Raw genomic sequence first — 12707 nt, forward strand, 5'->3', positions numbered from 1 at the left:
ACCTGGGTAGCGAGGGGTACGTGGGAACAGAAGGATTTGTGCGGCGGCCACGGATCGCCGCGCCCAAGACACCGGGCGGCGAGGTCGATCTGCAGGCGCCACCGGAGGTCCCGCGTGTCATCCCGGGCAATCTGCTGATGAAGCTGTTGCCGCTGGTGATGGTCGTCGCGGTGGTGGGGATGATCGCGTTGATGTTCACCGTCGGCGGTCGCAGCCTTGCGACCAACCCGATGATGATGATGTTCCCGATGATGATGGTCATGTCGATGGTGGGCATGTTCGTCGGCGGCGGCAGTCAGCGGGCCGGAAAGGCGGCCGCGGAACTCGACGAGGAACGCAAGGACTACTTCCGATACCTGGGCAATCTCCGTGAGGACGTCGACGCCACCGGCGAGGAGCAGCGCGCGGCACTCGAGTGGACGCACCCGGACCCGCGGATTCTGATCGACTTGGCCGGATCGCGGCGCATGTGGGAACGGCGTCCCGACGACGCCGACTTCTGTCATGCCCGGGTCGGGGTGGGCACCCAGCGACTCGCCACCCGACTGCTGGCACCGGAGACCGGCCCCACCGAGGACCTCGAACCGGTCTCGACGGTGGCGTTGCGCCGATTCGTGCGGACCCATGCGGTGGTGCATTCGTTGCCGACCGCGGTCAGCCTGCGGCGATTCCCGGCGATCAACATCGAGGGTGATCGGGCGATGACGCGGTCGTTGGTGCGCGCAATGGTGGTGGAGCTGTGTCTGTTCCACAGTCCCGACCACCTGCAGATCGCGGTGGTCACCGCCAATCCCGATGGCGCGGTGTGGCAGTGGCTCAAATGGCTGCCCCAGGCCCAGAATCCCGCCCACGTCGACGGCATCGGTCCGATGCGGATGGTGTTCTCGTCGCTGTCGAAGTTCGAGGCGGTGATGGGTGCCGAGCTCAGTGAGCGGGGACGATTCTCGCGCAACGCATCTCCGAATCAGACGGTCAAACAGATGATCGTGGTGCTCGACGACGGTTACGTCTCCGGTGACGAGCGTCTGGTCACCGAGGCCGGTCTGGAGTCGGTCACCGTGCTCGACCTCAACGCGCCCAAGGACGGACTCGCGGCGCGACGCGGCCTGCAGTTGCTCGTCGACGCCGACACGATCGCAGCGCGCGGGCCGGCCGGGGTGGAGAAGTTTGGGGTGCCCGATGCGCTCAGCGTCGCCGAGGCCGAGGCGGCCGCCCGGCGGATCGGGCGGTACCGGCCTGCCAACGCCGCCCAGCACATCGTCAGCCTGGAGGCCGAGGTCCGAGGCAACGCGATCGATCCCGGCTTGATGGCGATGCTCAAGATCCCCGACGCCGCCCAGATCATCCCCGAAGAGATCTGGCGGCCGCGTTCGCCGCGCGAACGCCTGCGCGTTCCGATCGGTATCACCCCCAACGGTCAGCCCATGGAACTCGACATCAAGGAGGCCGCCGAGTACGGCATGGGCCCACACGGCTTGTGCATCGGCGCAACGGGTTCGGGCAAATCGGAATTCTTGCGCACGTTGGTGTTGTCGATGATCACCTCGCACTCACCGGAGGCGCTCAACCTGGTTCTCGTCGACTTCAAGGGTGGAGCCACCTTCCTCGGATTGGATCAGGCGCCGCACGTTGCGGCAGTGATCACCAACCTCGAAGAAGAGATCACCATGGTCGACCGCATGCGTGATGCGCTTTCCGGAGAGATGAATCGACGTCAGGAACTGCTGCGTCGCGCCGGGAACTACGCCAACGTCGGCGATTACGAACGGGCCCGGGCCAACGGAGCACCCCTGGACCCGCTGCCCGCATTGTTCATCGTGGTCGACGAGTTCTCCGAGCTCCTGTCCCAAAAGCCGGATTTCGCCGAATTGTTCGTGATGATCGGCCGATTGGGCCGTTCGCTGCACATGCATCTGCTGCTGGCTTCTCAGCGCCTCGAGGAGGGCAAACTTCGCGGGCTGGACTCACACCTCTCATATCGGATCGGTCTGAAGACGTTCTCCGCAGGCGAATCCCGGCAGGTACTCGGGGTGCCTGACGCCTATCACCTGCCGTCGGTGCCGGGCTCGGCATTCCTCAAGTCCGACGCCGACGAACCCAAGCGATTCAACACCTCGTACGTGTCGGGGCCGTATGTGAAGCCCCGCGCGCAGCTCGGCGGTGCTCGGCATTCGGAGTTGGGAGCGCTTGCGCCCAAACTGTTCACGGTCGGTCACGTGGACAAACCGGCGGTGCCCGAGGCTTCTTCGACGCTCACCGCCGCCGAGCAGGCCGACCTCGACCGCTACGAGTCCGAACTCAAGGCAGCCGAAACCGGCAACACGCCCTCGCTGCTCGATGTAGTGGTCGCGCGGCTGAAGGGACATGGACGGCCCGCACACGAGGTGTGGTTGCCGCCGTTGGACGACAGTCCAGCGGTCAACGAGTTGCTGCCCGGCCCCGACTGGCGCGATCCGGCGAACATCAACGGGGCCCTGTGGATGCCGATCGGCATCCTCGACCGCCCCTACGATCAGCGCCGCGACGTGTTGAGTATCGATTTGTCCGGTGCTGCAGGCAATGTGGCGATCGTCGGCGGACCGCAGTCCGGCAAGTCCACCGCGCTGCGCACGATGATCGCCGCGGGCGCACTGACCCACACACCCGAGCAACTCCAGTTCTACTGCCTGGACTTCGGTGGTGGCACGTTGGTGAGTTTGCAGAATCTCCCGCACGTCGGCGGTGTCGCCGGGCGAATGGACCGCGACAAGGTCAACCGCACGGTCGCCGAGGTCTCCACGGTGCTGCGCGAGCGCGAAGAACGTTTCCGCGAGTTGGGTATCGAATCGATGCGCGACTTCCGGCAACGCAAGGCGCGCCTGGCCGCCCTGTCGCCGGCCGAGCGTGCCGCGGACCCGCTCAGCGCCGATCTACACGGAGACGTCGTCCTCGTCGTCGACGGATGGGCGTCGGTCCGCAGCGACTTCGAGGCGCTGGAATCCCAACTTGTCGACATCGCTCTGCAGGGTCTGTCCTACGGTGTGCACCTTGCCGTTTCGGCGTCGCGATGGATGGAGATCCGTGCGAACGTGAAAGACATGCTCGGTACCCGCATCGAGCTCAAACTCGGTGATTCGTCCGACTCGGAGATGGGACGCAAAGCACAGGAGGCCATTCCGGAGAATCGGCCGGGACGGGGGATCGGGCGTGAGCGTCTGCACCTGCTGATCGGCTTGCCGCGCATCGACTCCGACTCTTCGGTGGACTCCCTGCCCGAGGGGGTGCAGACCATGGTCGCCCAGATGACCGAATTCTACGGCGCCCGACGCGCACCGCAGGTCCGCACGCTACCCGATCGACTCGACCCGGTAGCGGTGCTCGCGCGCGCGGAGCGGGAGGGCTCGCTCTCCAAGTCGCGCATCGTGATCGGCATCGACGAGGCGGCACTCGCACCGGTCGTCGTGGACTTCGAGGCGCAGGCGCACCTCGTCGTGTTCGCCGAGGCCGAGGCGGGTAAGACAACCCTGTTGCGCAACATCGCCGAAGGTGTTGTGCGCAACGCCACGCCGGACGAGGCGAAGGTCATCATGATCGACTACCGCCGTGGACTGCTCGGTGTGATGGAGGGTGAGCAGCTCGGCGGTTACGCCACCGCCGAGGACTCGGCGAGCAAGATGATGGCCAATCTCGCCGGCCTGCTCAAACTCCGCCTACCACCCGACGACGTCACCCAGCAGCAACTCAAGGAGCGCTCATGGTGGTCGGGCCCCGATGTCTACCTGCTCATCGACGACTACGACCTGATCGTCACCGCCACCAACAACCCGTTGGCGCCCGTGGTGCCCTACCTGCCGCAGGCCCGCGACATCGGCCTGCGGGTGGTGGTGACGCGCCGGGTCGGCGGAGCCGGCCGCGCCCTGTACGACCCGTTTGTCGGACGCCTGAAGGACTTGTCCTGCAACGGCCTGATCATGGGTGGTACAAAAGACGAAGGTCCGTTGCTGGGCAACTTCCGGCCGCATCCCATGCCGCCGGGACGAGGCATGTTCATTTCGCGGACGCAGAGTTCGGGGATGATCCAGTTGATGATGTGACGACGGGGAGGGGTTAGCTGTGACCGAGAACCAGATGGGCAAGATGGCCAACGACAAAGGCCTGGGGCTTCATTTGTCCCCAGCCGTCGAAGGCCAAGTCGATCAAGCGCTTTCAGATATCAAGAACTTCTTCGGAAAAAGCATGTCGACGTTGGTCCCCGATCTCGGTGATGCGCTCGGTAAGGCATTGGACGGACAGAGCGCCAAGGGACGCCTGCAGGGTTTGTTGACCGATCTGGATACACAACGGCACCACCAGTCGGACATGGTGGATGACACCAAGCTGCTGATCGACAGCGCGCTCAAACACGTGCGCGATGCCGACGGGCCGAGGTAGTGGGCGAGGAGACCCGGACGTCGATCAGTGTGCCGTCGGTTCCGACGGCCGTCCGTAACACCCTCGACACCCTGATTTCGCTGCAGAACGCGACGCAGCGAAAGCCGGGGACGGACACGCAATCGTTGGCGGTCAATCATGAGAATTGGGACTCCAAGACGTTCTTGCAGATGCGTGATGTCAAGGACAGCCTCAATGCGGGCACGGTGCGCGCCGTTGCAGCCGGCTGGAAGACCCTCGGTTCAGAATGGGCCGACGCGATGGAATCGTACAAGAAGAACATCGCAGATGTGACCAGTGGTGATTGGACGGGTGATGCGGCATCTGCCGCCAACGGCGCCGTGAGTTCTTTCGTCGGTGAGTTCCCGCAGAGCATTCGGGAGTTCGGCGGTTCGTTGTCCGACAGGCTGACCCATCTCGCGGAGAATTTCGACCTCGTGGTGTCGAACTTTCCGGAAACACCGGAGTCGCGCTATCAACACCACGAGTTCAACAACGAATCGATGGCGGAAGTTCGCAACTACTATTCCTACGACGAAGTGGTGACAGAAAATACTTATACCGGAGGCTATACCTGGAAGTTCGCCGATATGGACGGCGACGAGAACTCGCCTTTTGATGATTTGAAGAAGATACTCGACGATTCGTATGCGGCCGCGACGAAGGCCAAAGAATTGTTGACCACCAACTACTCGCAAGCGCTCGATGCCGTCCTACAGAATATGCCGACCATGGCCCCAGCCAGTGGTAACCCGACAGGCGGGTTCGACAGTGGGCCCATGGGCGGTGGTGCAGGTGGTGCAGGTGGCGGGGGAGGCGGTGGAGCAGGTGGCGGGGGAGGCGGGGCCCCGCACCCGGACGTCTCCAAAGCTGTGAACCGAGCACTCGACGACATCAAACGCCAGCAGGTAACCCCTGCGTCGGGTTCGGAGAATCCGATGCAACAGGTTGCGAACACCGCGGGCCAGGCATTGAGTTCATTGGGTTCGCAGGCAGCGCAAGGCGTCCAGCAAGCGCTCTCCCAAGCCGAACAGACCGCGCAACAGGCGGTACAACAAGCAGCGCAGCAGGTTTCGGCGACAGCACCAACCGGCGAGGCATCGGGGTTCTCCGGAATGGTGAGTCCGGCGGCACTGCGCTCCGGCGCCGGGGGCGGTGGCGCAGGCAAAGGTGGCGGTGGAGCTGGTAAAGGCGCCGGAGGCGGCGGTGGCGCGCCCGGCGGAGGGACCCCGGAGAAGCCCACGGAACGCACCACCAAAGCCGGAACCACTTCATCTGAGCAAACGACGACTGCGCGTCCAGCCGCAGGCATCGCACAAACATCACAGGGGACGGGGACCTCGGGTGCAGGAGCGCCCGGCGCGGGAGGACGAGGAGCGGGTGGTGGCGGAGACAAAGTCCACAAGGTACTCAAGGCGTTGCGTACACGTGTCAATGGAGAGGCGATCGTCGGTGTCGCCAAAGACGACGCAGCGCCCGTAACCACGGGCGACAACGGCGAGAATCCCGGTCCGGACGGAGGGGTACGCGCCTGATGGTCTCGGCGGTGTGGCGGATGAGTCCGGTTGCGTTCAAAGAAATGTGGGAGCAGTTCCACTACGACCGGCTTCCCTATCCGATGCAGGTTCGATCGACGTCGACCACACTGGGCGAATACGCCGACGAACGAATTGTTGCGCTCCAAGAGGCGCACAGAACACTGACCGAATGGTACGAACCCGCGCTCACGGCCCTGACCAATCCCGAGGTTCGTATAGAGATCTTCGGCTCGCGGAGCAGGATTCCGATTCGCCTACACGTCGGTGTCCGTGGTGAGATCGCCTGCATCGCAGCTCAACAGCCGGGAGTCGATGAAGACGCTGGTGGTGAAGTGGGGTTGCGTGCCGTTCGTTCGTCGGACGTCGGTCGAGCGCTCGCGGCCACTCTGGCGGTCGTACCCGGCCAACCGCAGCGTGAGTGGCGGTTCACGGGAGGCCGCGCGACGGCAGACGAGCAGGCCAAAGAGCGTGAATTGGCCACAATGTTCGCCGGCGGATTGGATGCCGTCATTCCGGTGGGTATTCTCGCCGGCCCGGCCATTGATTGGCGTAGCGACGACAGTTCTCACACCTTCGACATCGTGAGCGTTCGCGACCATGGCGACCTGATCGTCAACCGGGCTGCCAGACAAGTGGTCTCAGCGACTCCGGAGCGCACGGCGAAGGCATTCGACACCTACGTCGCCGCCGTCAGGAAGATCTACGAAGGTCGCCGTTGAGGTGACTCAGTTCGACGGCAACGTCATGCTGGGGTAGGTGATGTGAGGGCGTAGCGGCCGCATGGACACGGTCCACCCGCCGTCGGTCACCTGAACCTTGATGGTTTGCGCGGACTCACCGACCACCTCGGCGGTGCAGGTGAAGCTCGCCCCGACCGTGGTGGGTGGTTGTTGCGGGCAGGTGATGGAGCTGACGTTGCCTGCGCCGTAGACGGACTTCGCATCCATCGTGACCTCGCTCATCAACTCGGCGCGATCGTGACTGCTGGATTGGTCGCCGCCACTTCCGATCAGCAGCACCACCACCGTCACCACCACTGCGGTGATCACTGCCACCGCAACCACGATGCCTCCGATGATGAGCGGCTTCCGGTTCTTCTTAGGATGTTGCGGCGCAGGCCACGCAGAACCACCCGGCCCGGTGTGAGGTCCCCAGCCCGGACCGCCCTGTGGAGGTTGGGGAGCGGGCCCGAATCCGGTCGACGGTCCTGCGGCGTGACCTTGTTCGTGGTACGGACCAGTCATGACATTCCCCCAAGCACGTCGGCATTCTGTGGTCTCGGGTGTCCAACGCACCTCTCCGACCGGCGCCGAAATTACCAGCGTCCCAAGCATTCAGCGCCGCGAGGTCCACAAGCCGTCCGCGGGTCCGACATCTACGGCATTTCCGACGTCTCGCCGGTATCGGTGACGTGAACGACGTGACTGTCGAGCCCGGCGCGGGCGTGCACGCGATATCCGGCGGCCACCCGCTCGATCATCAGATGTCGGGGGTCGGCCTCGATGTTCCGACAGGCCAACCAGATCAGGGCCGCATCGGTAGCGGCGGCCGGTGCGAGTACGGGTGCGGTGGCGGGAGGAACGACGCCGGTGGCGCAGAACCGGACTGCCCACGGCGGCAAGTCGATTCCGTTGACCTCTGCGTCGGCACGATAATCGCTGGGACGCATCAGGTCCACCGGCGGTGGTGCGATCTCGGGCGATGTCGTGAGGAACGTGCCGCCGTCGTGGGTGATGCAGACTTCGGCTCGCCACCAGGGCATTCCGTTGCCGGCGTCGAGGGTGCGGAGCCGGTGCAGCGCGGGTATCCGCACCGGGGCGCAGATGCCGACGTCGCCTCCGGCGCGCGTGACCCGCAACGTGGCGCGGGCTGCTCCGGCTGCGGCGCACAGGGTTCCGGTGATCGACGTCCAGCCGGGCGGTGCGGCGCGGATGAGGCTGTCGAGTATCGCTTGTCGAAGTGCCGATGCCGACTCGGTGATGTCGACGCGCTGGGTGCGCAGCCAGTCGACGACGAAGCAACCTCGGAGCTCTTCGTGATCGGCTGGCATCCCGATGGTCGCCAGCAGCCACGGAAGATGTTGGGCATCAAGGGTTCCTATGGTGTGACCGGCTCCGGGAAGGCAGCCGGCGAGAAGCGATCCGGTGCGTGCCGGGTCGTCGAGCCCGACCCGATTCATGCTCATGGCCGCGATACCCAGAACGCCCTCGACGGTGGGCCGGCCATCGAGTAGTTCGTCGATGCGCACGCGCACCGCGCGGATCGCGACTTGCAGCATCTCATCGATATCTGTGGGGGAGTGGCGGTCTCGGATGGTGTTCCACCGCGCGTTGCGCTCGCCCGGGGCGCAGCCCGCCGCCAGTACGGCCAGCTCTCGCAACCATCGGTCGGCGACCACCGGATCGATGACGGCACTCACCGCACGTGGTCTTCGATCGCGGCGGACCATGCCGGCTCGGCGCGGAGCCGGAAGTCGAGGAAGTCGGCGTCGTCGACGGGGGCGAGGAATCCGCAGAAGAACATCATCGTCTGTGCGCGAGAAGCCCATTCGGGACAATCACGCAGACGCAGACCGGTCCGGATGAGGTCGGCGGCGTGCTCGGGTTCGAGGGTGGGTGCGCCGAGAAAGTGCCGCAGATGCGGGGCGAGGGTCGCTGCCGCGCCGGCCAGCGTGGCCGCCGCCGGGTCGTCACCGAGCGCGACGCGCAGCAGTGTCTCACCGATCATCGTCACCTGCACCGCCACTTCGGGGTCGAGGCGTTGCGCGATCGCGCCGAAGCCGTCGGCATCGTCGGAGTTGACCGCAGACCGGATGCGGTACACCGCATCCCATCCTCGCTCGGAGAACACACCGACCCCGCTCACCTCAGTCCGGCTTTCGGGGGCCGATGATCGCGGCGGGCCGAACCCACGGGTCGCCGGTGGTGGAGTCGTAGCCATGACGCTGTTCGAAGGCGACGCGGAACTCTTCGTCGGAATGTGCCGGGAGCCCTGCGCGCGTGGGATAGATCCGACAGTCGTCGCCGACGTAGAACCGTGGTGAACCGACGATCAATTGATCGAACGGGGTGTCCGGTGGCTGGTACATGAACACCCGATAGCCGACCGGCAGCCGCACCGCGACGAGCATGCGGGTGTTGAACCGGGGTCCGAGACCTCGTTCGGCTGCCTTGCGCCGAACGATGTCGAGTGCCTCGGCGGGCCCGGCGACCGGCCGTTGCCCCGAGCCGTAATCGATGGTGCCCTCGGTCAGATAGCTGTGGAGCCAGCCGGGGGTGTCCTCGGCCAACGGTCCGGGCGGTAGCTCTGCATAGAAGTCGCTGATACGCAACAACTGTGAGGGGTGCGGCGTCGTGTTGCGGTTCATCACTGCCAACTCGGCACCGGTGTCGGAGGCTTCAATGTGCCCAAGCCATGACAGTCCATGCGCCTCGCGGTATCCGATGAGGTCGGGCATGAGGATGAGTGTGGTGAAAACCGCCTCGGATTCGGCCGGCGTCGTGACGGACAAGTTGGCCAATAGCTGACCCGTCGCCATGGTCACCGTGCCCTCGAAGCTGATCCAGTCCTCGGGGCATGCCCGGTCCAGGGAGCCGAGGATCAGCATCACGAAGTCTTCGCCGGTGAAGTCCGCGCCGGAAGTGATGTTGTCGTGGCGCCACCTGCGCAGTGACTGTTCTCGGGCTCCTTCCGGATCGGCCGGGAGTTTGAGCCCCCACACCAGCTCGAGGAGCGCGACGACATCCGGGCTGGTCACGGCGGCCTCGTCGTGCGAGGCGATCGCCGTGAGCAGTCGGTAGAGGTGTGCGCGCGTGTAGCCCTCCGGTAGGAGCAGTTGGTGCTCGAGCAACCCGGCGATGAGCCATAGCTGGTTCTCCGTCGGGTTGCCGTCGCACATGCGTTGCAGGCGGACCTGCAGAGCGGTCATCGCGACGGCAATCATCACCTCGCCGTCACCGTCGGGCAGGGTCAGCAAGTCCTCTTCGATCGGCCACCGATCTCGTTGCCCCCGAGCCGAACTCACGAGTGTCAAGACCGACCATGCCCTGTCGAAGCTCAGCGGTGAGGGCATCATGACTCCATCGCCCTGGCCCACACCGGCTCGAGGTCGTCGCGTAGCCGGTCCTCGGCGGCGCCGTCGGGCATCAGGAATCCGACCAGCGTCGCGAGGACCACCGGTCGGTCCACCCAGTCGGGCAAGGGATTTCCGGCCAGTAGGGGCGCGAGGATGTCGACGACGTGATTGACGGTCAACGCATGACGGGTGTCGAAGCGCGCGAGGTGACGGTGCAGGGTGCGCGCGGTCAGTCGTATCGTCTCCGGCGACGGATGGGCACCCGTGTACTGCGCGAGCAGGGTGGGTGCCATCATGCCCAACTGTCGAGCCTGCTCGACGTCGACCTGCCCGACCAGCGCGGAGACCGCGTCGACGTCACCGTCCCGGACCGCGGCGCGCAGGTCGTAGACCATCTCCCATCCCGCGTGCGGGAATACCGAGTGGGCGGTGCTCATGCGGTCACCCTATCCAGTTCTGCTGCTGGGTGGCGCAACGCGTCACCATGATTGGGCGAGATCGAGGACGGTGAATCCCTCCGCCGACGAGGCCGGGGGATGCGGCAGCGAGGCCAGCAACTCGGGGCGGATGTCGCCGGAGCCGACCTGCCCGACGTAGTCGATTGCGGCCTGCGCGCTCACCTCGATGCCGGCCTGGGCCAAGGTCGAGCGGACCAACTCTGCGGTCGTCGTGGAGGTCCAGACCCCGGGGACGGCAGGCGTGAGCTCGGCGATCGGGGTCCATTCCGGAGGGCCGGTCAGGTGCGCTCGGGACCACCGGCCCTCGGACCACCAGTAGCAGAAGGTCAGCATCCCGGCGGCCGCGCGCTCGTCGAGGACGATGTTGCTGACCCAGGCGGGCGCGCCGCGATAGAGGTCGGGTGGTTCGAGATATCCGAGGTACGCGGCGGTCATCAGCGCCGAATGATCGGAGCCGCCGGAGAGCACGGCTCGACCGCGGGGCAGTCGGGTGAGCGTGCAACCGCCGAGTTCGCCGCGGAAGATCCCGACCGAGCTCGTCATGCGCGGCCCGTCGAAGGCATCGACCGCGGCGAAGATCGCCGACAGCGCGGCAAATCGCGGCCACAACAGGGGCAGCGGCGGCAATTCATCGGCAGGGTGCACGCACTCTGCCGGCGGTGCTTCGGCGGCCACCGACGCCGCACGCAGCTGGGCGCCGGTGGCGTGGACATGTGCGAGTAACCACAACGGGGTGGCAACCCCGGCGGACATGCTGACGTCGGTCAGGTAGCTGGCCGGTGGGAACAGCAGATGGTCGGGCGGGGCGCCGACGAAGCCGTCGAATGCCGCGATCTGTGGTTGCTGTCCGCGATGCTCGGTGATCCGCAGCCACATCCACGGCGCGTCGCCGGCGGTGAGTTCGCGGTGTGCCGCGGCGGCACGCAGCACCGCCGGATCAACGGTGAGCGGCAGCAGTCGTCCGTCGGGCATTTCGACGGCCGCTCGGGTGCGGTGCTCGTTGGCGGCGATGGCGATCTCGGCGATATAGAACGACCAGGCCGGCGGCAGCGTGTCATGCATTCCACCGACAACCTCACCGAGGAGCATCTCGGGGCTGCGGTCGGCCCCCGCGCGGGCGGCCGGTGGCTCGGCGTCGCCGCCCATGTCACGGAAACCCCAGTCCAGCGACACGTCGTCGGCGGATTCGGGGGTCGGCGATGAGGTCATGGGTCTCCCTCGGGACGCGTGTTCGGTGGTGGTCGGACGTCGTGATCGTAGGGTCTGGCGTGTCGGGCGGCTAGCGGCGGTCATTCGCCTGTGAAAGTATTGCGGCCAACTGTGCAGAGCACCTACTTGGGGGACGTGTGACGACGGCGGACGACGGACTCGGGTTCGATTTCCACGAGCTGATGGCCAGCGCACAAGAGCAACTCACCGCGATTCGGGAGGTGCAGCGGCGCCGGGCCCAGCTGATGGCACATGCCACCGTCGCCGACCGGACGGTCACGGTGCACGTCAACGCCCAAGGCGTGGTGATCAAGACCGAGATCGACCCCGACTTCCTCGACGATCACGATCTCGAGGATCTGTCGGGGTTTGTCACCCAGGCGGCCCAACAGGCCGCCGCAAAGGTCGCCCGTGAAGGTGAAGCCCTGATGGAATCGGTGCGACGAGCGGGCGCGGCACTTCCGTCGCTGTCCGAAGTCATCGACGGCGCACCCGATTTGCGTGATTTCGCGATCACTCCCGAACAGATCTCGACGGCGCCACCGGGCTCGGCCGAGCGGTCGACGGCCCGACATCCGGTCGCTGGACGTGACCCGACGACGAACACCCCATCCGCCCGCGGCCGGCGCACAGTGATGTCCACCGGCATCGACACCCCGAAGGAACGACCATGGCTGACCTAGAAGTCACACCCGCGGCATTGCGTGCCGCCGCTGCGCATCTCGCCGCCACGAGCAGTAATCTCGGCGAGGTGTTGTCGAGTCTCGAGTCCAGTCTGGCCGGCGAAGGCGCGCCGTGGGGCGACGATGAACCCGGCACCCAGTTCGCCACCGGCGGTGCGGGCGGCGGCTATCTGGGGCAGAAGCAGAGTGTGTCCGAAGCGATCTCGGCGAAGGTCGATCTGCTCACCACCTACTCCGAGGGATTGCGGAACACCGCTGACAACCTCGAGGGCGGCGACACGGCCGGGACGTGAACCTTAGCGCTGACCACCGCCGCGAGACCGGGACCGCCCTA

Annotated in this window: 12 protein-coding genes; 6 read left to right on the forward strand and 6 right to left on the reverse strand. The window is 65.8% G+C overall.

Going from position 1 to position 12707, the window contains the following annotated elements; genetic code table 11:
* Positions 1–20: 20 nt before the first annotated feature.
* From eccCa to QNM97_RS06245, 4 genes are read left to right on the forward strand one after another with little or no spacing between them, the layout of a single operon-like run.
* Positions 21–4073: a type VII secretion protein EccCa gene (gene eccCa / locus QNM97_RS06230; protein WP_283822023.1), complete on the forward strand. Its 4053-nt coding sequence runs from the start codon at positions 21–23 to the stop codon at positions 4071–4073.
* Between the two features lie 19 nt (positions 4074–4092).
* A complete protein-coding gene (locus QNM97_RS06235) occupies positions 4093–4410 on the forward strand; it encodes a hypothetical protein (RefSeq protein ID WP_014360752.1) in 318 nt (105 codons plus the stop codon).
* Positions 4410–5945 carry a PPE domain-containing protein gene (locus tag QNM97_RS06240; protein WP_283822024.1) on the forward strand — a complete coding sequence of 512 codons (1536 nt, stop codon included), beginning with the start codon at positions 4410–4412 and terminating at the stop codon, positions 5943–5945. Before QNM97_RS06235 ends, QNM97_RS06240 begins: the two co-directional genes overlap by 1 nt.
* A 20-nt stretch (positions 5946–5965) precedes the next feature.
* Positions 5966–6667, forward strand: coding sequence for an ESX secretion-associated protein EspG (locus QNM97_RS06245; protein WP_253194027.1), 702 nt, complete (start codon positions 5966–5968; stop codon positions 6665–6667).
* A 6-nt stretch (positions 6668–6673) separates the two neighbouring features.
* Here the strand turns inward: QNM97_RS06245 and QNM97_RS06250 are convergent, their stop codons facing one another.
* From QNM97_RS06250 to QNM97_RS06275, 6 genes are all read right to left on the reverse strand, one after another.
* A complete protein-coding gene (locus tag QNM97_RS06250) occupies positions 6674–7003 on the reverse strand; it encodes a DUF4333 domain-containing protein (RefSeq protein WP_231386633.1) in 330 nt (109 codons plus the stop codon).
* Positions 7004–7323: 320 nt separating this feature from the next.
* Positions 7324–8367 (reverse strand): hypothetical protein, encoded by a 1044-nt coding sequence (locus tag QNM97_RS06255; RefSeq protein ID WP_079930485.1) that lies wholly within the window; start codon positions 8365–8367, stop codon positions 7324–7326.
* The gene (locus QNM97_RS06260; protein ID WP_283822025.1) at positions 8364–8813 is read right to left on the reverse strand and encodes a hypothetical protein; all 450 of its coding nucleotides are present in this window, start codon (positions 8811–8813) and stop codon (positions 8364–8366) included. The genes QNM97_RS06255 and QNM97_RS06260 overlap by 4 nt, the downstream gene beginning before the upstream one ends.
* A 1-nt stretch (position 8814) precedes the next feature.
* Positions 8815–10020 carry a hypothetical protein gene (locus tag QNM97_RS06265; RefSeq protein ID WP_283822026.1) on the reverse strand — a complete coding sequence of 402 codons (1206 nt, stop codon included), beginning with the start codon at positions 10018–10020 and terminating at the stop codon, positions 8815–8817.
* Positions 10020–10460: a hypothetical protein gene (locus QNM97_RS06270; protein WP_283822027.1), complete on the reverse strand. Its 441-nt coding sequence runs from the start codon at positions 10458–10460 to the stop codon at positions 10020–10022. The genes QNM97_RS06265 and QNM97_RS06270 overlap by 1 nt, the downstream gene beginning before the upstream one ends.
* A 42-nt stretch (positions 10461–10502) precedes the next feature.
* Entirely contained in the window at positions 10503–11690 is a 1188-nt protein-coding gene (locus tag QNM97_RS06275; protein ID WP_283822028.1) for a hypothetical protein, read from the reverse strand.
* 137 nt (positions 11691–11827) lie between these two features.
* Between QNM97_RS06275 and QNM97_RS06280 the strand changes: the two genes are divergently transcribed.
* Together QNM97_RS06280 and QNM97_RS06285 are read left to right on the forward strand one after the other, a co-directional pair.
* On the forward strand, positions 11828–12373 hold the full coding sequence (locus tag QNM97_RS06280) for a YbaB/EbfC family nucleoid-associated protein (protein ID WP_283822029.1): 546 nt from the start codon (positions 11828–11830) through the stop codon (positions 12371–12373).
* Positions 12361–12666, forward strand: coding sequence for a hypothetical protein (locus QNM97_RS06285; RefSeq protein ID WP_283822030.1), 306 nt, complete (start codon positions 12361–12363; stop codon positions 12664–12666). The genes QNM97_RS06280 and QNM97_RS06285 overlap by 13 nt, the downstream gene beginning before the upstream one ends.
* Positions 12667–12707 lie beyond the last annotated feature (41 nt).

The sequence above is a fragment of the Gordonia sp. L191 genome (assembly GCF_030077625.1).
Classification (GTDB): domain Bacteria; phylum Actinomycetota; class Actinomycetes; order Mycobacteriales; family Mycobacteriaceae; genus Gordonia; species Gordonia polyisoprenivorans_A.

Bases quoted from the DNA above. Each gene is read 5' to 3' on its own strand.
- QNM97_RS06245 (WP_253194027.1), top strand. From the start codon at position 5,966: ATGAGTCCGGTTGCGTTCAAAGAAATGTGGGAGCAGTTCCACTACGAC.
- QNM97_RS06265 (WP_283822026.1), bottom strand. From the start codon at position 10,020: ATGCCCTCACCGCTGAGCTTCGACAGGGCATGGTCGGTCTTGACACTC.
- QNM97_RS06270 (WP_283822027.1), bottom strand. From the start codon at position 10,460: ATGAGCACCGCCCACTCGGTATTCCCGCACGCGGGATGGGAGATGGTC.
- QNM97_RS06275 (WP_283822028.1), bottom strand. From the start codon at position 11,690: ATGACCTCATCGCCGACCCCCGAATCCGCCGACGACGTGTCGCTGGAC.
- QNM97_RS06285 (WP_283822030.1), top strand. From the start codon at position 12,361: ATGGCTGACCTAGAAGTCACACCCGCGGCATTGCGTGCCGCCGCTGCG.